At 34.9% G+C, this 20367-nt stretch carries 16 protein-coding genes; 7 read left to right on the top strand and 9 right to left on the bottom strand.

Annotation, left to right across the window (positions count from 1 at the left end; genetic code table 11):
* Positions 1 to 6 precede the first annotated feature (6 nt).
* The 3 genes from celB to A5880_RS08425 all read left to right on the top strand — a co-directional run bounded on the left by celB (position 7) and on the right by A5880_RS08425 (position 3763).
* Complete coding sequence (gene celB, locus A5880_RS08435) at positions 7 to 1353, top strand: PTS cellobiose transporter subunit IIC (protein ID WP_086330535.1); 1347 nt, start codon at positions 7 to 9, stop codon at positions 1351 to 1353.
* A gap of 210 nt (positions 1354 to 1563) precedes the next feature.
* Positions 1564 to 3438 (top strand): DEAD/DEAH box helicase, encoded by a 1875-nt coding sequence (locus A5880_RS08430; protein ID WP_143353644.1) that lies wholly within the window; start codon positions 1564 to 1566, stop codon positions 3436 to 3438.
* A 1-nt stretch (position 3439) separates the two neighbouring features.
* Positions 3440 to 3763 carry a hypothetical protein gene (locus A5880_RS08425; protein WP_086330533.1) on the top strand — a complete coding sequence of 108 codons (324 nt, stop codon included), beginning with the start codon at positions 3440 to 3442 and terminating at the stop codon, positions 3761 to 3763.
* 135 nt (positions 3764 to 3898) lie between these two features.
* Here A5880_RS08425 and A5880_RS08420 read toward each other — a convergent pair whose 3' ends face one another.
* The gene (locus A5880_RS08420; RefSeq protein ID WP_086330532.1) at positions 3899 to 4213 is read right to left on the bottom strand and encodes a helix-turn-helix domain-containing protein; all 315 of its coding nucleotides are present in this window, start codon (positions 4211 to 4213) and stop codon (positions 3899 to 3901) included.
* A 165-nt stretch (positions 4214 to 4378) separates the two neighbouring features.
* On the opposite strand from A5880_RS08420, the gene A5880_RS08415 reads away from it, so the two are divergent.
* Positions 4379 to 4687 carry a hypothetical protein gene (locus tag A5880_RS08415; RefSeq protein WP_086330531.1) on the top strand — a complete coding sequence of 103 codons (309 nt, stop codon included), beginning with the start codon at positions 4379 to 4381 and terminating at the stop codon, positions 4685 to 4687.
* Between the two features lie 52 nt (positions 4688 to 4739).
* Here the strand turns inward: A5880_RS08415 and A5880_RS08410 are convergent, their stop codons facing one another.
* The 3 genes from A5880_RS08410 to A5880_RS08400 form a co-directional block, all read right to left on the bottom strand.
* Positions 4740 to 5693, bottom strand: coding sequence for an RnfABCDGE type electron transport complex subunit D (locus A5880_RS08410; protein WP_256924809.1), 954 nt, complete (start codon positions 5691 to 5693; stop codon positions 4740 to 4742).
* The gene (rsxC, locus tag A5880_RS08405; protein ID WP_086330529.1) at positions 5693 to 6982 is read right to left on the bottom strand and encodes an electron transport complex subunit RsxC; all 1290 of its coding nucleotides are present in this window, start codon (positions 6980 to 6982) and stop codon (positions 5693 to 5695) included. Before rsxC ends, A5880_RS08410 begins: the two co-directional genes overlap by 1 nt.
* Positions 6983 to 7482: 500 nt before the next feature.
* The gene (locus tag A5880_RS08400; RefSeq protein ID WP_086330528.1) at positions 7483 to 8454 is read right to left on the bottom strand and encodes a ribose-phosphate diphosphokinase; all 972 of its coding nucleotides are present in this window, start codon (positions 8452 to 8454) and stop codon (positions 7483 to 7485) included.
* 372 nt (positions 8455 to 8826) lie between these two features.
* Here A5880_RS08400 and A5880_RS08395 point away from each other — a divergent pair, with 372 nt between their 5' ends.
* Positions 8827 to 12618 (top strand): 5'-nucleotidase C-terminal domain-containing protein, encoded by a 3792-nt coding sequence (locus tag A5880_RS08395; RefSeq protein ID WP_086330527.1) that lies wholly within the window; start codon positions 8827 to 8829, stop codon positions 12616 to 12618.
* Between the two features lie 120 nt (positions 12619 to 12738).
* On the opposite strand, the gene A5880_RS08390 is transcribed toward A5880_RS08395, so the two are convergent.
* Both A5880_RS08390 and glmU read right to left on the bottom strand, forming a co-directional pair.
* Positions 12739 to 12960 carry a hypothetical protein gene (locus tag A5880_RS08390; RefSeq protein WP_086330526.1) on the bottom strand — a complete coding sequence of 74 codons (222 nt, stop codon included), beginning with the start codon at positions 12958 to 12960 and terminating at the stop codon, positions 12739 to 12741.
* Positions 12961 to 13154: 194 nt separating this feature from the next.
* The gene (gene glmU, locus A5880_RS08385; RefSeq protein ID WP_086330525.1) at positions 13155 to 14531 is read right to left on the bottom strand and encodes a bifunctional UDP-N-acetylglucosamine diphosphorylase/glucosamine-1-phosphate N-acetyltransferase GlmU; all 1377 of its coding nucleotides are present in this window, start codon (positions 14529 to 14531) and stop codon (positions 13155 to 13157) included.
* Positions 14532 to 15027: 496 nt separating this feature from the next.
* Between glmU and A5880_RS08380 the strand changes: the two genes are divergently transcribed.
* Together A5880_RS08380 and A5880_RS08375 are read left to right on the top strand one after the other, a co-directional pair.
* A complete protein-coding gene (locus A5880_RS08380) occupies positions 15028 to 15675 on the top strand; it encodes a FusB/FusC family EF-G-binding protein (protein ID WP_086330524.1) in 648 nt (215 codons plus the stop codon).
* A gap of 153 nt (positions 15676 to 15828) precedes the next feature.
* Complete coding sequence (locus A5880_RS08375) at positions 15829 to 17076, top strand: IS256 family transposase (protein WP_086330523.1); 1248 nt, start codon at positions 15829 to 15831, stop codon at positions 17074 to 17076.
* A gap of 285 nt (positions 17077 to 17361) precedes the next feature.
* Here A5880_RS08375 and A5880_RS08370 read toward each other — a convergent pair whose 3' ends face one another.
* Genes A5880_RS08370 through A5880_RS08360 form a run of 3 tightly spaced genes read right to left on the bottom strand, consistent with a single transcriptional unit; the run spans position 17362 to position 20358 of the window.
* Positions 17362 to 17820: a thioredoxin family protein gene (locus A5880_RS08370; RefSeq protein WP_086330522.1), complete on the bottom strand. Its 459-nt coding sequence runs from the start codon at positions 17818 to 17820 to the stop codon at positions 17362 to 17364.
* Positions 17821 to 17852: 32 nt separating this feature from the next.
* Positions 17853 to 18266 carry a thioredoxin family protein gene (locus A5880_RS08365; protein ID WP_086330521.1) on the bottom strand — a complete coding sequence of 138 codons (414 nt, stop codon included), beginning with the start codon at positions 18264 to 18266 and terminating at the stop codon, positions 17853 to 17855.
* Between the two features lie 10 nt (positions 18267 to 18276).
* Positions 18277 to 20358: an ATP-binding cassette domain-containing protein gene (locus A5880_RS08360; protein WP_336577040.1), complete on the bottom strand. Its 2082-nt coding sequence runs from the start codon at positions 20356 to 20358 to the stop codon at positions 18277 to 18279.
* Between the last annotated feature and the right edge of the window lie 9 nt (positions 20359 to 20367).

The following is a 20367-nucleotide window of genomic DNA, read 5'->3' as shown; positions in this document are numbered from 1 at the left end:
AAAAAAATGAATAAAGTATTTACCTTTTTAGAAACAAGATTGATGCCGCCATTGAATAAGGTTGCGAATTTGCGCTTTATTCGCGCAATTATGCAAGCTGGGATCATCACGGTGCCGTTTACGATTGTTGGTTCGATTTTTCTGATCATCAATAATTTGCCGCAAATCATCCCACCACTCGCACCGTTTTTTGAACACACGATTTTGAAATTTGCGCCAATTTATAGTGTAGCGACTACTATGTCGATTGGTTCAATTGCCATTTTTTACTGTTTAGCGACCGCTTATTATTTAACGGATATTTATCGGAAAGAAGAAAGCGACGGGCTAAGTAGTTTTGTTGGGGCTATTTTAGGGTTGTTTGCCTTTTTAATGACAGTCGTACAAACTGATATCGTTGATGGCGGTGCCCAGTTGATTCAATCAAAAAGTGAAACATCGATCGTTTATAATGGTATCGCACTTGGTGGCTGGGTCACTCGTTTTAGTGGTGTTGGGATTTTTATTGGGATCCTTACAGCAGTAATTGCGACACAAATTTATCGCTGGTGCGTGAAAAAAAATATTACGATTCGGATGCCAGAAGGGGTTCCTGATGGTGTAAGCAAAGCTTTTGCTTCATTGATTCCTGCTATTTTTATTGCGTTTGTCATGTTATTCATCAATACGATTTTAGCAGTATTCCATACTGATTTACATGGGTTATTATCGAAACCGTTTGAGTTTGTAAAAGATTTGACGGGTTCTTGGCTAGGGATCATCGTGATCATGTTATTGATCCATCTACTTTGGGCTGTTGGGGTTCATGGAACAGCTGTAATCAAAAATAGTTTTATCAATCCGATTTTATTGGTGGCATTGACTGAAAATATTGATGGTGGATCGAATATTTTCGCTGGCGATTTTGTCAATATGTATATCTTTATCGGAGGTGCTGGTAGTACACTTGGATTGGTTTTGTTGATGATTTTTGTGGCAAAATCTGATCAGTTGAAAGTCTTGGGGAAAGCGGCTGTGTTACCTGGTTTGTTTAATATCAATGAGCCGGTGATTTTCGGGGCGCCGATTGTTTATAATCCTTATTTGATTATTCCGTTTATTGTAACGCCCTTGATCAATGTGACCATTGCTTATTTTGCTACTTCTCTTGGCTTAGTGAATAAAGTGATTACTGGAATTCCTTGGATTTCGCCTGTGGGGATCGGAGCGTTTCTAGGAACTGGTGGTGATTTTAGAGCGGTATTGATTGCGTTGATTAATTTGGCTGTTTCGATCATTTGTTATTATCCGTTTTTCAAAATGTATGATGGGAAGCTGTATGGAGAACAGATGGCGGCTGTGGATAAAGATTAATTTGCCTAATTCTTATTTTTACTAATTTTTTTACTATCCAGTAATCAACAAACTAATCAGTATTAGATTTTTATGTCCGTAGCATTAATAGTAATAGCAAACAAAAAATATAAATGACATTGAGATTACTATTTATATTATTTTTGTTGTGTCAGTATCTAATAGCTGATAGAATTAGTTTATATTTTGTTAAATCGGAGAGTGGAAAATTTGGAGAATAATTATTTCATTAACACACCTACAAACATTGTACAAAATGAAAAACTTAGAGAACCACAAATTTTAGCCTATGCTGAAGTATATGAACATTTCAAAATAAAAAATAAAACAAATAAACATGCAATTGTCATTTTACCAACTGGCAGTGGTAAAACTGGACTAATTTCGTTACTTCCTTACAACATTTCTAATGGAAGAGTTTTAATTATTGCTCCTCAATTAACTATTTTAAATACCATTGAGAATAGTTTAGATAGTGGAAATTCAAGTAATTTTTGGACTGATATGGGTATTATTAATAATCCTAAAAACTTGCCTACGGTTGTTAAATATGAAGGTAAAAACACTAGAAAAGAACATATGGAACAAGCGAATATTGTTATTGCAAATATACAAAAACTACAAAGCAGAAATGAGATGGCACTCTTAAATCAATATGAGTCTAATTTTTTTGATATGATTATTATTGACGAAGCACATCATTCTGAAGCTACTACTTGGTTAGAAAACTTAAGTCACTTCTCAGAAGCTAAGGTTGTTAAACTAACTGCTACAGCATATAGAACTGATCAAAAACAATTAGTTGGAGAACTTGTTTACAAATACAAACTTAGTCAGGCTATGAGTAATGGCTATGTTAAATCTCTGGAAAAATTTAACTATATACCTGAACAACTTTATTTTACTCTGGATGATAATTATAGTAAGCAATATACTTATCAACAAATTTTGGATATGGAATTAAAAAACGAAGATTGGATAGCTCGTTCTGTTGCTTTTTCAGATGAATGTAAAATTAGTGTAGTCAAAAAAAGTATAGAAATACTACAAAGAAAAAGGGCAAATACGGATGTTCCACATAAAATCATTGCTGCTGCTTCTAACATTAAAGAAGCAAAAAGAATAGCTGAACTTTATGTCTCTGAAGGTTATAAAGCTATTGCAATACACAATGAATTAAAACCTGAGGAAAAAGAAAAAGCTTTTTCTGATATTGAAAATCATCGTGTAGAGGTCATTGTCAATGTTTCTATGATGGGCGAGGGATATGATCACAAATATCTTTCTGTTGCAGCAATATTTAGAGCTTTTAAAAACCCCTTGCCTTACGAACAATTTATAGGTAGAATACTAAGAGCAATACCTCAAAATGAAGTGAGAAAATCAGAAGATAACATTGGTAGTGTCGTAGCTCATGAGCTACTTTTTCTAGATGAATTATGGGAGTACTATAAATCTCAACTACAAGAAAGTAATTTCATTGATGTATTAACGGACAGAGATATTCCTGATTCTGAGCCTGGCATAAATCCCCCAACTGGTGGAATTATTGAAATTGACTTTGGTCAGGTAAAAGAACTTGGGCAAGGAAACATGAGCCATTCTATCTATATGGAAACGGACTATATTATCCAAGCTCAAAAAGAACGACAAAAAAGACAGAAAAAAATTCTAGATCTTTCTAAGCTTCTCAACATTACAAAAAATGAAGCATCTGATATACTGAACAGACAAGATTCTAGCTCAAATGAATTAAAACGACCTGATGTAATTCTTAAAAGAAGAAAGAAAACAACTGATACTAATATTAGGCAAGTTATTGTGCCTGAACTATTGCTAATTGCTGGTGTTGATATAAGTGGAAAAGAATTAAAAACTTTACCTATATTCAACGGTAAATATCAATGGATACCAAGTAAAATTACTGATAACGGTGGTATGTTAGCAACTTATTTTAATTCGTTCTTAAAAAATGCAATTGGTTATAAAAGAGAAGAATGGTCTAATGACGATTATGAACGTGCTGGCGAACTATTAGAACAACAAGCTGATTACCTCAAGGGATTTTTTGAAGGGAATGAATGATATGTATAATCAAATTGAAAGGATTTATGAATTAACTAATTCAACAATCCTTACGCCGTATAACCTTTTAGAAAACATTAAGTTAAATAACTATAGTGAAATTAATTATTATAAAGAAGAGCAAAATATAATTTGTAGAATGACGTCTCTAGAAGATAATGAAGAAGTTAATTATTTTTATGTATTTGATAAAAAAGATAACTTACTAACAGCCAAAATTTTGTATGGAACTGAAGAATTAGAAATCTTTAATAGATCCAAAGAATTAAATTCTTTAATAGAACACCACAAAAAGCAACACATCCAAAATAAAAAAATATGTTAATTACTTAATAAGAATTCATATTATTTTTAGAAATAGGGTAGAGAATGTCTCTACCCAAAATGAAAACAAGCATGACTTTGATAACAATTATCAAAGTCATGCTTGTTTTCATTTAAAAAGGGACTACTACCAAAATTATAACGACTTCAGCATCGCCAAAATACTTGCTAATTGCTCACCATCAAGCTCCACGAGCCTTTTATTTATCTCTTTCAAATAATAATCTTTGGTCTTTGTCTCACTAAGAAACTCATCTACTGGAACATCTAAATATTCACAAATAGTATACAGCATCTGGATTGAGGGTGTCACACGTTTGTTCTCAATAGAATTTATATAATTATCACTCTGTCCAATAGCTAAACTCATTTCTCTAGCGCTTACCTTCTTTTTCAAACGGAAATAGTTTAGCTTTTTAGAGATAAAACTCCTTAATTCAGTTTCGTTCATATCCCTCTCTCCCTTCATACACAATTTTACAACACAAAACTTAATAAATACGAGTTTTAAAAATCAAAATTCATTGATATTGATTTTAAAAAAGGGTATAATTGGTTTAAGGCATATTTAAAAAGGGTGTTTTTTATGTCTATATCTAAAAGGGGGAAAATAAAAATGAACTCAACAAAGCAAAGTTCCATAATTAAAACCAAAAACAATCAACCTGTAAAATCAATCTCATACCAAGATATGTATCTAATAAAAGATACATTTGATCAGCTCGAATCATGGACTCAATCACTAATGATACTAAAGAATTTTTTCAGTAACAAAGCAATTCCATTGAACAAGAAGCAAATAATCAAAGAATTTCATGTGAACTCTCAAATTTTCAACATCTTCTATAAAGATTTTTTAGCAAAGACTGCCATATTAGAAAAACAATTCGATGAATTAAAAACAAAAGAAAAAGCTAAAGTATAATTTAAGAGACCCGAACAAAACTAAAATTGTTTTGCTCAGGTCTCTATTTCTATCATTCCCCATAAATCCTCGATACTGTATATCTATTAATCAACGGCGTCAGCAAGTTCATCACCAAAATCGCCACACCAATTCCACCAGGCAAGTCCAAACTAATTCTCAAGACCACTGCCAACACACCACAGCCGATCGCAAAAATATACTTCCCTTTATCCGTCAACGGTGAAGTCGTATAATCCGTCACCATAAAGACCGCCGCAAAAATCAATGCGCCACTCAACAAATGGGCATTAGCAAATGAAAAGTCAAACCCGCTATATAACAAAATTGCGCTATAAAACGAGCCTAATGTCAGAACAGGCACCAACGGATTAATGATTTTTCGAGCAACCAAATAAATCGCTGATAAAAGTAACGCAAATTTACACGTCTCTCCAATTGGACCGCCTAAACCAAACCCCATAAATAAATCAAACAAATCTGGTGTTGTTGGAGAAACCTCTCTAGCAAAATTCCCCAAATCAGCCAATGGTGTCGCTGTTGCCACAACATCTGGTTGAGGTGTCACCCAATTTGTAATCCACGGTGAGAAAAACAATTTTAACAACACACGCGCTGCTACTGCTGGATTTAACCAATTTCTACCGATTCCGCCGGTCAACTGTTTCACGACAATAATGGCAATAAAATCCCCAATCAGCAACGTCCATAATGGCGCTGTCACAGGTAACGTCAACGCGAGCAACCAACCTGTGATCACCGCACTATAATCTGTTATCGTCACTCTTTTTCTAACGATCTTTTGAAAGGCAAATTCAAGCCCCACACAAGCACTAATACTTACCGCAACCATGACTAATGACCACCAGCCAAAAAAGTAAGTGGCCGCAATCGTTGGAAACATCAATGCAATCATTACTTGCTGCATAATCCACTGTGACGTCCATTTTTCTCTACTATGGGGGCCCATAAATGACCCTGCACTTATATACTCTTTATTTATCATCATTGACTCTCCAATACTTTCTGTTTCGCTGCTCGGATATCACCCAAGATATCGATTTTAGATGGACAAATATAAGAACATGCCCCACAATCGATACAGTTTAGCACACCTAAACGTTTGGTTTCTTCAATATTTCCAGAACGATACGCATTACTAATCGATATTGGCTGTAAATTAACCGGACAAGCATTGACACATTCTGAACAACGAATGCAATTTTCTTCTTCTGGAACATTCGCTTCTTCTTTTGTTAACGCAAGAATTAACGAAGTTGTTTTCGTCACTGGCTCATCTAAATTTTGAATAAGTTTCCCCATCATAGGACCACCGTTGATCAGTTTCATTGGACTTTCTACAAAACCGCCGCACGCTTCAATCACATGCTCGATCGGTGTCCCAATCTTCACTCGGATATTTTGAGGATGTTTGATGGGTGTCCCAGAAACCGTCACAATACGATCGATCAAAGGTCTGTTTTCTTTCAACGCTTGAGCTGCTGCAAACAAGGTTGACACATTCATAATTGCTGTATTTAAGTCGATTGGCAATTTGCCCAGTGGTAACTCTTTACCTAACACAGCTTTGATGACAATTTTCTCCGCACCTTGAGGATAATAATTAGGCAAAATCGCCAATTTGATGCGGTGGTTATCTATTTTTTCTTTTAACTTATGTACAGCTTCTTCAGATGAACTTTCGATCGCAATCACACATTGTTTGATTGAAAGTGTCTCTTGTAGCAGTTTGATCCCATTTATAAATTCATTCATAGATTCTAAAATAATTCTTCTATCCGCCGTGACAAATGGTTCACATTCCACTGCATTAATAATCAATGTATCAATTGCTTGATGCTCTTTCAACAGAAACTTTACATCTGTCGGAAATCCTGCTCCGCCCATCCCAACAATTCCGTTACTTTTGATGATTTCTACTAAATTTTCTCCAATAGGTTGAAATAATTCATATGTATCTTCAAAATCATTTTTAATCACAACAACAGGCACTTCACGATTGCTGATTACTCGTTGCTCAATTTTTTCAACTGTTCCAGAAATCGAGCTATGTATATTAGCTGAAATCAAACCGTCCTTTTCGCCAATCAATGTACCAATCTTTACCTTTTGACCAACTGAAACAACAATTTTAGCTGGTTTCCCAATATGCATATTCATTGGTAAAACGATAAATTTTGGCGCTTCGATATCTTTGATCCCTTCCAACTTCGTTAACCATTTATTTTTTGGTACATAGACACCACCAAGTTTTCTTTTGATTTTAAACAGCACGCATCTTCCCTCTTTCTATTTTTGTATCTTTTATCTATAAATAAAAAAATAATAAACTAAACCAAATACCACCACAGATAACTGAATCCCTAAACCTACAAGCTCATATCTTTCTCTTTTCATAAATGTTCCTCTCTTACTAAAGTTGCCTACAATTCTAATAAATATCTCTGATTTTTCTATGTATAAAATGACCCTTATTTACTAAATTTAGCATAGCATCAAAAACGAGTTTCTTTAATTATTTTTTTCCCACCATCGCCTAAATTTGAACTTGCTATTTCTTATTTGGACTTTCCCTCACCATATATTTTCTATGAAAAAGAGATAAAACGGTTTCTTCCGATGGATATAATTTAGAAAATAGTATTTTTTATTTAAACATTTAAAAAAAATCAATTTATTCCTATTACTAAACCCTTTTTGTCCAACAAAAAAAGCGACAAGCTTCATCTCCTGTCTTGTACATACAGAAAATAATACTTATCGCTTTCACTTTATTAACGGCGTTTTGTTTCAAACAATGGACTAACTGGTTTGTTTTCGTGGATACGTTTGATTGCATCACCAATCAGTTCACCCACACTAACTTCATCGATTTTGTCGATTTTTCTATCATCTGAAAGATAGATAGAATCTGTTACAACTAAACGCTCAATAGCAGATTCTTCAATACGCTGTAACGCAGGTCCTGACAAGACTGGGTGTGTACATGATGCATAAACTTCTTTCGCACCAGCTTCTTTCAGTGCATTAGCTGCTAAAGAAATCGTCCCCGCTGTATCGATCATATCATCAATCAACACACATGTTTTGCCTTCTACATGTCCAATAATATTCATCACTTCAGCCACGTTAGCTTTCGGACGACGTTTGTCAATGATTGCGATTGGTGATTTTAAGTACTCTGCCAACTTACGAGCACGAGTCACTCCACCATGGTCAGGAGAAACAACGACCACATCATCACCTTTAATATCACGTTCTAAGAAATAATCTGCAATCAATGGTGCACCCATCAAGTGATCCACTGGAATATCGAAAAATCCTTGAATTTGAACGGCATGTAAATCCAATGTTAACATTCTAGTTGCTCCTGCTTTTTCAAGCATATTGGCAACCAATTTTGCTGTGATTGGTTCACGGGCACGAGCTTTACGATCTTGACGCGCATAGCCATAATAAGGCATCACGACATTGATTGTTTTCGCACTAGCACGTTTTAATGCGTCAATCATAATCAACAATTCCATCAAATTATCATTCACAGGACTGCTAGTTGATTGAATAATGTACACGTGAGAACCACGAATACTTTCTTCGATATTTACTTGAATTTCACCATCACTGAATTGAGTGACAGAAGATTTTCCTAATTCTACACCAACTGCTGCGGCAATTTTTTCCGCTAACGGACGATTTGAGTTAAGAGAAAAAATCTTCAATCTTGGATCAAAATAATGTTTTGACATGGGGACCTCCACTTTCTTTTACTGAACAATAGTTTCCTTATAAATAGTAGTCACTTTTTCGAAATAAATCAAGTGATTTTGAGGCATTCCTCCAAAATAATACAATTTTCTAATAAAAATAAGCATCAGTAACAGGAAAAAAAGCAAAGATCGATAAAATATGTTATTTTTGTCAATTTCTTTTGAAATTCCAGAGCATTTCCTAGTGACAATACAACAGATATATATTACTATTTAGGTGGTCTATAAAAATGAAAGCGTATCATTTATTTGATAAAGTTAAATCGAAGGTATTTTGGGGGAATCCTTGTCTATTTTTAACGTTATCTCGCTTTTCGGACTAGCTTCACTTTTATCTTAAGGAGGAATTTTGTGAAAAAGTCAGTTTTTAAGAAAGTTCAACTTAGTTTACAGGTATTAATGGTTTCTACTTTACTCGCAAGTACTAGTGCAACAACTACGCTCGCTATTGAAACTACACTTAGCAGTGAAACCAAAGTAACAGAAAGCGACACCAAAGAAAGCTCTACTGTTTCAAGCACAACACAAGATACACAAGAAGCCACTCCAAAAACAACGGCTGAAGCAACAAACACTCTACAAAAATTGACCATTTTAGGCACCTCTGATGTCCATGGTCAGCTATGGAACTGGTCCTATGAAGATGATAAACAAACACCAGTTGGACTTTCTCAAGTGAGCTCGATCGTAAACAATGTTCGATCAGAAAATCCCCACGGAACAATTTTGATCGATAATGGTGATATGAACCAGGGAACGATTTTAACAGATGATTTATACAACAAAGCACCTTTGGTTAATGAAAAACCAAACCCAATGATCAAAGCCATGAATTATATGAACTACGACGCGATGGTTTTAGGGAACCATGAATTTAACTTTGGTTTAGACTTAATCAAAAAGCTCGAAAGCGAAGCCAAATTCCCCCTACTATCGGCCAACACGTATGAAAAAAATTCAAGCAGTCGTTTTGTCGGCGGAACTATTAAAAAAGACATCGACATAGATGGTGATGGAACCAAAGATTTAACCGTCGGTATTATTGGTCTAACGACTCCCCAAATTCCCTTATGGGATGGACCAAAAGTAGACAGTTTATATTTCAATCCATTGAAAGAAGAAGCGGAAAAAGCAGTCGCTGAATTAAAAGACGAGACAGATGTCATCATAGCTTCCATACATGCAGGACGAAAAAGTTCTGATCTTGCATCTAGTGCAGACAATGTTATCAGTAATGTTGCTGGAATCGATGCTTATATATTAGGTCATGACCATCGTTCATTTGCCGAACAATTACAAGGTCCTACTGGTTTAGTACCTGTTGCCGGTCCCAAAGACACTGGAACAGAAATGGTGCGAATCGATCTTGATATCGAAAAAACAAACAATCAGTGGCAAGTCAAACAAGGAAATGCCACTATAGTAAACACTAAAACCGTTCCTGCCGATGAAGGCTTAAAAGCAGAAACACAAGACTATCACGATACAACAAAAGCTTTTATCTCCCAAACAATCGGGACAGCTACGGGCAACTTTTTACCTCCAGAAGAAGTAAAAGGAATCCCTGAAGCCCAATTACGTCCAACAGCAATGACTTCTCTGATCAACAATGTTCAAAGAAAAGCGACTGGTGCTCAATTAGCAGCTTCCGCTCTTTTCAAAGCAGAGAGCAAGCTAAACGAAGGTCCTATTTCTTATTCAAACGTTTTTGATATCTACAAGTACCCTAATACTTTAGTCAGTGCGAATATTACTGGTGAAAAACTATTAGAATACATGGAAAATCAAGCGGATTACTACAATTCACCTAGTCCAGACGACCTGACCATCAGTTTCAATGAAAACATTCGCGTCTATAATTATGACGTATTTTCTGGTATCACCTATAAAATTGATATCTCTAAACCTCATGGCCAGCGAATCATCAACCCGATGATTGACGGAAAACCCGTTGACCTTGCTGCAAACTATACGATAGCGATGAATAACTATCGCTACGAAGGGTTACTGGCACAAGGTATTGTTACTGGTGAAACGATCTATAACTCCGATCCTGAAACATTAAGAGGCCTGATTGCAGAATATATCCGGGAGAAACAAACACTTAATCCAGCAGAAGAAATCGAAAACAACTGGGAAGTGATTGGTTACCACTTTAACAAAAACTGGCGAGATTTAGCGGTTGAATTAGTCAATAACGGCACCTTGCATACCCAGCCTGCTGCCGATGGACGTACGCCTAATGTTAAACCGATCACTAAACAAGATGTGATTAACGCAGGCTTTGCGCCGCAATCATTTACAATTATGCATACGAATGATGTTCACGGTCGTCTCGAAGGAAATGGCAAAGATGTCTTAGGTATGGCACGCTTAAAAACCTATAAAGACCTGATTCAACCAGATTTATTAATTGATGCAGGAGATGCGTTCCAAGGACTGCCAATATCGAACTTCTCAAAAGGAATGGATATGGTTAAAATCATGAACGAAGTCGGATACGATGCAATGGCGGTTGGAAATCACGAGTTTGACTTTGGTTTTGAAACAGCTATGAAGTATAAAGAAGAATTAAACTTCCCTATTCTTTCCAACAATACCTTTAAAGATGGAAAATTGGTCTTTGACCCTTATACAATTGTGGAGAAAAATGGAAAAAAATATGCAATTATCGGTGTCACAACACCCGAAACGGCAACAAAAACACATCCAAATAATGTTTCGGGCATTACTTTTAAAGACCCAATTGCAGAAACAAAAAAAGCGATCAGCGACATTCAAGGAGATGCGAGTCAAGTAATTGATGCCTACGTAATAACGGGCCATCTTGGCATTGACGAAACAACACCACACGAATGGCGGGGAGACACACTGGCAGAAAGCTTAAGTAAAGAGTATCCGGAGTTAAATATCACCGTTCTTGATGGTCACTCACATACAGCCGTAAATGGTGGCAAACGCTTTGGCAACGTGATGTACACGCAAACTGGAAACTACTTGAATAACGTCGGATTGGTTGATGTTGATTTAACCGATCTAAGCAAAAAAACAGCGTCATTAACACCCGCAAATACACTCGCTGATTTAGAGGAAAATCCGACTGTTAAAGCTTTAGTGGATGAAGCACGTGCAAAGTTTGAAAAAGAAAATTCAACAGTCATTATCCCAAACAACCCTTATCAATTCAATGGTGAGCGTGACAATGTAAGAACAAGAGAAACCAATTTAGGGAACTTAATTGGTGATGCTATGCTAGCTTATGGACAAAAAGGATTTAAAGAGCCAAGTGATTTTGCCGTAACAAACGGTGGTGGTATTCGAGCAAATATCGAACCCGGAGAAGTAACATTAGGTGATGTAGTTGCAGTGATGCCTTTTGGGAATACGATTGCTCAAATCGAGGTTACTGGTGCCAAGGTCAAAGAAATGTTTGAAATGTCTCTTCGTTCGATGCCTCAAAAAGACGAAGCTGGAAACATCATTTTAGATGATTTCAAACAACCCAAACTGGGTGCAAATGGCGGATTCCTTCATGTCTCAAGTACCATTCGCGTTCATTATGACTCAACGAAAAAAGGCTCATTATTACCAGCAGATGAAGGCAATGGTACCAACAAAACAATCGTTGGAGAGCGTGTCCTTCAAGTAGACATTCAAAACCGCCAGACTGGAAAATTTGAACCAATTGACGAAAAGAAAACATACCGCATGGCTACGAATGACTTTTTAGCCGCTGGTGGTGATGGATACGATATGCTTGGTGGCGAAAGACAAGAAGGACCTTCGTTAGATACTGTCTTAATTGACCATCTAAAACAAGCGTCAATGCTACGTATTTATAATCCCGATACAACGATCGATTTGGCCCAATACAAAGAACCCTTCCCAGGCGAACGAATCGTTTCTATCTCAGAAGCTGAATTTAATAAGCTAAACAAACCAGCTCCTACGCCACAAGAACAAGATAAAAATAAACCAGATAAGATAACCACACCAAAACTTGAGAAAAAAGCTGACGGAAAAACAACGAATTATCCAAAAACGGGTGAAACAATTGTTTCTTACGGTAGTTTAGGTTTATTGGTCATCAGTCTGTCTGGATATTGCTTCTATGAATACAATCGAAAACGAAAAATAGGATAAATTAAAAGAGAGCTAGGCACTTACTTAGCTCTCTTTTGTAACTATTTAGTAGATTCACGAAGGATTAGAAAACTTGTTTATACTTCCACTCCATAATTTGTCTATTTAGCTGAATAGACATTACTGTATACGATTCATGATTGATTGCTTAAGCTCATTAATATACATTATGACGTCTATATCATTGCGTTCAATATATCGCCAAATAATGGAACCCCAGAAAAATAAATTTCCTACTAATAAGAATGAAATAATCTTTTTATTTCTAGCAGAAATATAAGCATCTCGCCATTTAGGATCATTCCGTCGTTTTCTTAAAAATTCGTAGGTATGATAGGCCATAAACTCACTCCTTTTATTAATAAATTTAAAATTTTTAGCCATTCTAATATCATAATTAAGTCAAAATTATTATCTATATGTTATTTTCATAATTAATTATGGCATAAAAACAAAACAATATCTACAGAAAAATTAGGTATTTTGTAATAAATAAAAAAGATGAATGCCCAAAATTCAGCATTCATCTTGTCTAATTATTTTTCAAAATAAGGCATTTTCTTCGCATAGCCTGCTTTATTCTCTTGTCTTGCCCGAGCAATCGCTAAATCAAATTCTTCCACATCATCTGTAATGGTTGAGCCTGCTGCAATCACTGTATTCGCAGCAACATTTACAGGAGCAATCAAGCTTGATGATGACCCAATAAAGGCATGATCTCCTACGGTTGTTCGATATTTATTCTTCCCATCATAATTCACAAATACGACACCACAACCAATATTGATATCCTTACCTAAATCTGCATCCCCTACATATGTTAAGTGACCAACTTTTGTTTCTTCATCAATCGTCGCATTTTTCACTTCCACAAAATTCCCAACGTGAACTCGAGCACCAATATCCGCATTTGGACGAATATGAGCAAATGGACCAATATCAGCCTGTTTGCGGACAATGCTTTCCTTGATGACTGATTGAGTAATTTTTACCTTATCTTCAATAACACTATCAATAATTTCAGAATGAGCACCAATAAAACAATCCTCACCAATCACTGTTTTCCCTTTTAAATGAACGCCTGCTTCAATAACTGTGTCAGAGCCAATCACAACACCTTCATCAATATATGTCGTGTCAGGATCAACAAAAGATACACCGTTCATCATATGCATTTTATTCAAACGCTGATGCATGATTTTATTTGCTTCGGCTAATGCCACACGGTCATTAATCCCCATCGCTTCTTCAAAGTCAGCCATTTGGTAAGCAGCGACTGTTTTTCCTTCTTTTTTAAGAATTTCAATAATGTCTGTTAAATAATACTCGCCTTGTGCGTTATTTGTATCGATTTTAGATAATGCCTTGAATAGGGCTTCATTATCAAAACAAAATGTTCCTGTATTGATTTCTTGTACACGCGCCTCTTGTTCCGAAGCATCTTTTTGTTCCACAATTTTTTCAACAATCCCAACATGATCGCGGATAATTCGACCATATCCTGTTGGATCATCTGCATGTGCCGTTAAAATCGTAGCACTTGCGTTTTTTCCTTGGTGGTAGGCAAAAAGATTTGTCAACGTTTCAGCCGTTAAAAGCGGTGTATCTCCTGTAATAACAAGTGTCGTCCCTTGTTTATCCGCTAAATGATCTTGAGCCTGTAAAACAGCATGCCCTGTTCCTAATTGCTCTTCTTGTAAGGCATATTGACTACGCTCCCCTAAATGACTTTTAATCGCTTCAGCACCGTGACCAACGATTGTTACAACTTCACTTGGATTTGTTTTTTCTACTTGATCCATAATGTGTTCCACCATTGGTTTTCCTGCGACAGGATGCAACACTTTATAAAGTTTTGATTTCATACGAGTTCCCTTACCAGCTGCGAGGATGATGACATATCTGTTTTCCAATTGCTTCACTCCTAAGTTTTGATTTATTTTCAATTGTTCATTTCGATTTTAAAATAGCGCCGTCTTTTAGTTTAGCTTACTCTTTCTCGTTTTTCAACTGAACCAATTGGTTTTATGCTATACCAATTTTAAATTTTTTGCATCTGCGTTATAATATATATGCTTATATGTTATCTAGCTACACGAGCTAACCACTTCGCTCCGCTTCGATCTCAACACTTCCTAAGAGCTAAAGCTCTAAGGATTGAAGGTTTCGGAAAAAAGGTAAAAATAGATTGTGACAAAAAACGTCACATTCAATTTTTCCTATTTTTCTGTCAGGGTTGAACGAGCTCGTTTCGCTTTTATTTTGGGGGTGATAATATGATACTTAAACAAACACACGTATCTCATTCAAAAGCCCATTCAGGTTTGAAATAATAAAGTGCTTTGGTTGTTGAAGGATTGCCTTTACGCAAAGTACTTTATCACTTGAATGATAGAGAGGAAATCCATTATGAATACAAAAATACAACCATATCAGTTTAATTTTATTCGAAAACAAGCCAATATTTTGCTACAAGCTCATTTATCTGTAAATGATAAACATACAGTTAAAACGCTAGAAGCAATCGTTCTTGAGAAAATCAATGAGCAGTTTGGTACAGATAAAGATGCGTTACAACCGTTATTAGATGGATTTTTAGAAGCTGCTACTTCTAAGCCTAGACTGGAACAATATTTGGAAGGATTAAAAGAAGCGGTTATTCCGTTTGATCCGCCTTCAAAACAACAACTGACAAAGCTCTTTAAAAAGACCAAGAAATTGAAAATCCCAGAGTGGGAAACAATGGACTTGCGAGATTATACTTTTTACAGCTGGAATGATAGCGGCAAGCAACAAAAATTTATTGTTGCAGTTATCGACGGGCAATTTGTCGGCGTTCACGGAACCATTTCTCCTACCACTCAAAAAGGTATATGTTCCGTTTGTCACGAGACATCAGATGTTTCAATGTTCCTGTCTAAGGTGAAGGAATCTGGAGATGGTATGTATACGAAGCGCGGAAACTATATCTGTTATGATAGTGAGAAATGTAATCACAATATTGAACGTAGAGAAGAGTTAGAAACGTTCGTCCAAAATGTGAAATTTATGAAGTAAAATAAAAACAGAGTAAGATAGAACAAAATTTCATTTCTATCGAGAGTGTAAAATAAACTGTGTAAGTAGCTCATTCTAGATAAGCTACTTATACAGTTTTTCTTTTCATGCAAAGGAAATTCAGATAAAATAAAAATGAAAGGATGCGAGAATATGGCGAGACAGAAAAGAGATCCTAAAACTGTTGAATTAGCGAAAACCATTCTAGAAAGCTACAATCCTGAAAATGTCGATGACATGCAAGACGCTCTAAAAGATATTTTTGGTCCCTTATTTGAACAAATGCTTCAAGGCGAAATGACCCATCATTTAGGCTACGATATTCATTCAAAACAGGAGAAAGAAACGAACAATCGAAGAAATGGATTTGGCTCTAAGAAAGTAAAAACAAGCTTTGGAGAAGTCCCTATTGATGTACCTAGAGACAGAGAAGCCACGTTTGAACCAGAACTTATTAAGAAACGTGAACGGGATGTTTCAGCTATCGAATCAAAGGTTTTGTCCATGTATGCCAGAGGCATGTCTCAAAGAGATATCGCTCATACCATTGATGATATTTATGGGTTCTCCATTTCTCACGAAATGATTTCTACAATCACCGATTCTGTTCTTCCAGAACTGGAGGAATGGCAAAATCGCCCTTTGGCGAAGTGTTATGCCTTTGTTTTTGTGGATTGTATGTATGTGACGTTAAGAGAAAATTATGAAGTCAAAGAATACGCTGTGTATACAATTCTTGGCTATGATTTAAAAGGGAAAAAAGATATTTTAGGGTTGTGGTTGAATGAAACCGAGAGTAAAAACCGCTGGATGCAGATTTTTGATGAATTGAAATCTCGCGGTGTACAGGACATTTTCTTTATGTCTATGGATGGTGTTTCTGGGCTTGAAGATGGCGCAAAATCTATTTTTCCAAAGGTGATCGTTCAACGCTGTATCGTCCATTTAGTGCGTAATGCGCTTCGGTATGTTCCTTATAAAGACTACAAGGAATTTTCTCGGGAAATGAAAAAGTTTTATGGTGCTCCTTCATTAAAAGCTTGTCAAAGTGCTTTTGATGCTTTTCAAAAACGTTGGTCTCACTACTCTGGTGCAGTAGAGGTTTGGAAACGGAATTTTTCTCATGTGGAACAACTTTATGATTATGGTAGCGCAGTGCGTAAAATTATGTACACAACAAATGCCGTTGAAAGTATTCATTCCAGCTTTAGAAAAGTAACTAAAAAAGGCGCATTTCCAAATGAAACCGCTCTTTTAAAACTTCTTTATCTACGAGCAACAGAATTGGAAAAGAAATGGACAGCTGGATTTATTCCCAATTGGCCGATGGTCTTAAATCAATTAATGGCGAATGAACAGTTTTCTGAGCGCATCAACACTTATAGCTTATATATTTCTTAGTCACTAACGCATCAAAAAAGAACATCAAATTTTCCTTTTTTGGTAAGGTTTCTTTCTTATACCCTTTTAACCGAAGGTTATTTAGGAATGGTTTAATGTTCTTTTTCGTTCTTAGATTTGTCAGTTACACACTTTAGTTGACAAACCCTTTTCTATCTTACTCTGTTTTATTAGATTGAACGTAAAAAAGGTACTATGTTCATTATTAATACTTATTGGTTGTCTAGCCGCAACGCAATCTCCACCGAATATATTTTTCCTACTACCAATTCCATCTAAAAATCTTTATAGAGCATCTAAAAAATTCTCGAATGCTTTTAGATCTGAACCTTTTTCCGGGGTCCAACTTACCTGATTCTCTACTTTGCCTTCTCTAAAAGCTGCTAATGTAGGCGTATAGGGTAATTCATAATTTTCCACATACTTTGCCCAGAGCCCTTTATCTTTTTTCAACTCGCTAACGTTTAAGTATAACACCCTATCATTCAATTTTTTTTCATTAATCATTTTTATTAATTCAGGTTCGAATGTTGTACAGTCACTACAAGATGGTCGTCCAATATAAACAACTAAACTTTCACCGTCTTTTATTTTCTTTCCAAACGATGAAAAAGTCACAGAATTTAACGCATTATAAATTTCTGGATATTGCTCTTTTTCAATGTTTAACTCATTTACCTTGACCTCTACTTGTTTTTTTAACAAGTAGATATAAAAAATCGTTGCACACAAGCCAATTAACATTAAATATATAACTAACCGTTCTTTTTTTTCATCTACTCACTCCATTTTTTTACGATATCCCTCACTTCTTGTTCTCCTCGTGCATTTTCGTATCTATCCACACTGCCTTGTTTAAAACTCAATATTGTTGGAGTCACATATAAGTTATAAGCTGTCGCGATTTTTTCTGTTGATTGTTTATCTGCATCTAATAAGTATATCTTTACATTAAAATCCTTTGCAACATTCTCTAAAATAGGAGAAAACACGCGACAAGCTTTGCAATCTTTAGAACTATAAAGCAAGATCATATTTTCCTTTTTTTTAATTCGATCCATTGCTTCTTTTCCTGATAGTTCTTCAAAGCTATATGTTTTATCCGCTGATATTATTTTTTTATACATAGCAAATGCAGAAAAAATCATTAAAATTACTATCCCTGTAATAAGCCACTGTTTTCGATTCATTTTCTAGCTCCTAATCCAATGTATATATATAATCACAGTTTTCTATAACTTTTGCATTGTGTGTTACTAAAATGATTATTTTATTTTCGTCTTTTGCTATAACTGATAGAATTTCCATAAATTTATTTTCTGATTCTTCATCTAAGTTTCCAGTAGGTTCATCAAATATATAAATATCTGCCTTTCTATTTAAAGTTCTTAATAAAAGTAATTTCTGTTTCTGCCCTTGCGAAAGATTTGTACCTGAAGCAGTTACAAGATAATTTTCTTCTAACTCTAATCCGATATCCTCTTTAAAACGAATAGTTTCATGTTGGTTAGAAATCATTTGCTCCTCATTCACAAAAAGATTGAACAAAGCATTGTTCCCAATGGTTTGTTGATAAACATCCATTTCTGTACTATACACAGAAATATACTCATTAATATTGGTTTCATTTAAGTTTTGATATACTAATTCTTTATTAATGTAAAATGTACCTGTTTGATTTTTCAACATACCGCTAATTATTTTTATTAGCGTTGTTTTGCCTGAACCATTAGAACCTACAATGCCGTATATTTGACCTGCCTGAAATTCAAAAGATTTTTTCTCTATGATTATCTTTTCTGCGTAAGAAAATGACAAGTCTTCAATTTGCATATGTTCGATGCTCGAACTGTCAATTTCACATATTTCTTTGTTTACAGTTTCCTTAAAATCATTTCTGCTTTCAATATACTCAATTGCATCTTTACTTTTTATATATTGAAGGTAACTAGAAAATACTGTATTCAAGCCACTCGTTGCAATATACAAGACATATATACCACTTCCTAATGCACTAAGTAACTCTAGCTCTCCACTCATATATAAATAGCAATACAAGCAAAAGAAACTTAGCAACATTAATATTCTAGCAATCTCCATTAACGCTGTCGTTTCTATTTCTCGTTCGCTAACATATAACGTACTCTCAAAGTAATCATTCATACGCTTTTTAAAATTTTCTTTCACATCTTCTTCCTTATTAAATACACTAATATCTAGAGTTGTACGAATAGATTCTTCAAAACTACCTGAAAATGCATTTGAAGAAGCAATAAACAACTTATATCCTCGTCTGACTTTAGCTACATAAGGCATTACAACTATACTGAAAATCAGTACCCATGTTAATAACAATATTGATAAAAATAAACTATATTTTGCCAAAATAATGATTAAAAGGGCTGTAAAAAGAAGATTAATATACAGATAAAATTTTTCAAGCAATCCTTTGACAGCAATAATGATATTCCAAAAATAAGCAGTTAGATTGCTCATATTTTTTCTGGCTTCAATATCTCGTAATTTGTTATTAAAATATAACGTTAAAATTTTTTCTTCAATTTTATTATTTAATTCAATTTTAAACTTTGTATTAAATTTCATCATCACAAAGTATAAACTACTCATGCAAATAAAAAATATACTTATATACACTAAAAATAAGTGATCAACCATGTCCAAATAGTTCCCTAAAATAAACTCTGTAATATAAGTAATAACAATTGGAATAGTCAAACTGATAATTAATAATAAAATAGCAATACCTCTTTTTAAAAATGGAATATCTTTGATTGTTTCTTTAACAATTAATCCTGGGTAACTAAAATGAGCTAACTTCTGTTCAACTTCTGTCACGTCACTAATACAAATTGCAAAACCCATAAATCTTTTTTTTATATCCATGATTTTTTTTGTTTCGACATTTCCTTTTGATGGGTCAGATATAGTAACATTATCACTATCCATATGATGAATGACACAATAATGAGGCATCCCCTCGTTCTCTATCATAATAATAGATGGAAATTTCTGGAAAGTTAGCTCTTCAAAATCAGCTACTTCATACGAATCAGCTATTATTCCATATTGTTTAAAAATGTCTTGAATATCTTGTAGTGTCAACCCTTGGATAGACTTTTGCGATTTTTTTTGATCAAAAACTTGCTGCATTCTTTCAGCTAGATTCATACTTTTTAAATCTAATTGTTGTAATATAGTTTGTACAACGGCTATTCCGCAATCACTGGATTCATTTTGCATTACATGCGCGTACCTTTTCATTTTCCCCTC

The sequence above is a fragment of the Enterococcus sp. 4G2_DIV0659 genome, from assembly GCF_002140715.2.
In the GTDB taxonomy this organism is placed as follows: Bacteria; Bacillota; Bacilli; order Lactobacillales; family Enterococcaceae; genus Enterococcus_L; species Enterococcus_L mansonii.
The sequence above is the reverse complement of the archived record's forward strand: the minus strand, read 5'-3'. Positions and strand labels throughout refer to the sequence as shown.

Coding starts and splice junctions, on each gene's coding strand:
- celB (WP_086330535.1), top strand. CDS start 7: ATGAATAAAGTATTTACCTTTTTAGAAACAAGATTGATGCCGCCATTG.
- A5880_RS08425 (WP_086330533.1), top strand. CDS start 3,440: ATGTATAATCAAATTGAAAGGATTTATGAATTAACTAATTCAACAATC.
- A5880_RS08420 (WP_086330532.1), bottom strand. CDS start 4,213: ATGAACGAAACTGAATTAAGGAGTTTTATCTCTAAAAAGCTAAACTAT.
- A5880_RS08415 (WP_086330531.1), top strand. CDS start 4,379: ATGAACTCAACAAAGCAAAGTTCCATAATTAAAACCAAAAACAATCAA.
- A5880_RS08410 (WP_256924809.1), bottom strand. CDS start 5,693: ATGATAAATAAAGAGTATATAAGTGCAGGGTCATTTATGGGCCCCCAT.
- A5880_RS08400 (WP_086330528.1), bottom strand. CDS start 8,454: ATGTCAAAACATTATTTTGATCCAAGATTGAAGATTTTTTCTCTTAAC.
- A5880_RS08390 (WP_086330526.1), bottom strand. CDS start 12,960: ATGGCCTATCATACCTACGAATTTTTAAGAAAACGACGGAATGATCCT.
- A5880_RS08380 (WP_086330524.1), top strand. CDS start 15,028: ATGAATACAAAAATACAACCATATCAGTTTAATTTTATTCGAAAACAA.
- A5880_RS08375 (WP_086330523.1), top strand. CDS start 15,829: ATGGCGAGACAGAAAAGAGATCCTAAAACTGTTGAATTAGCGAAAACC.
- A5880_RS08370 (WP_086330522.1), bottom strand. CDS start 17,820: ATGTTAATTGGCTTGTGTGCAACGATTTTTTATATCTACTTGTTAAAA.
- A5880_RS08365 (WP_086330521.1), bottom strand. CDS start 18,266: ATGAATCGAAAACAGTGGCTTATTACAGGGATAGTAATTTTAATGATT.
- A5880_RS08360 (WP_336577040.1), bottom strand. CDS start 20,358: ATGAAAAGGTACGCGCATGTAATGCAAAATGAATCCAGTGATTGCGGA.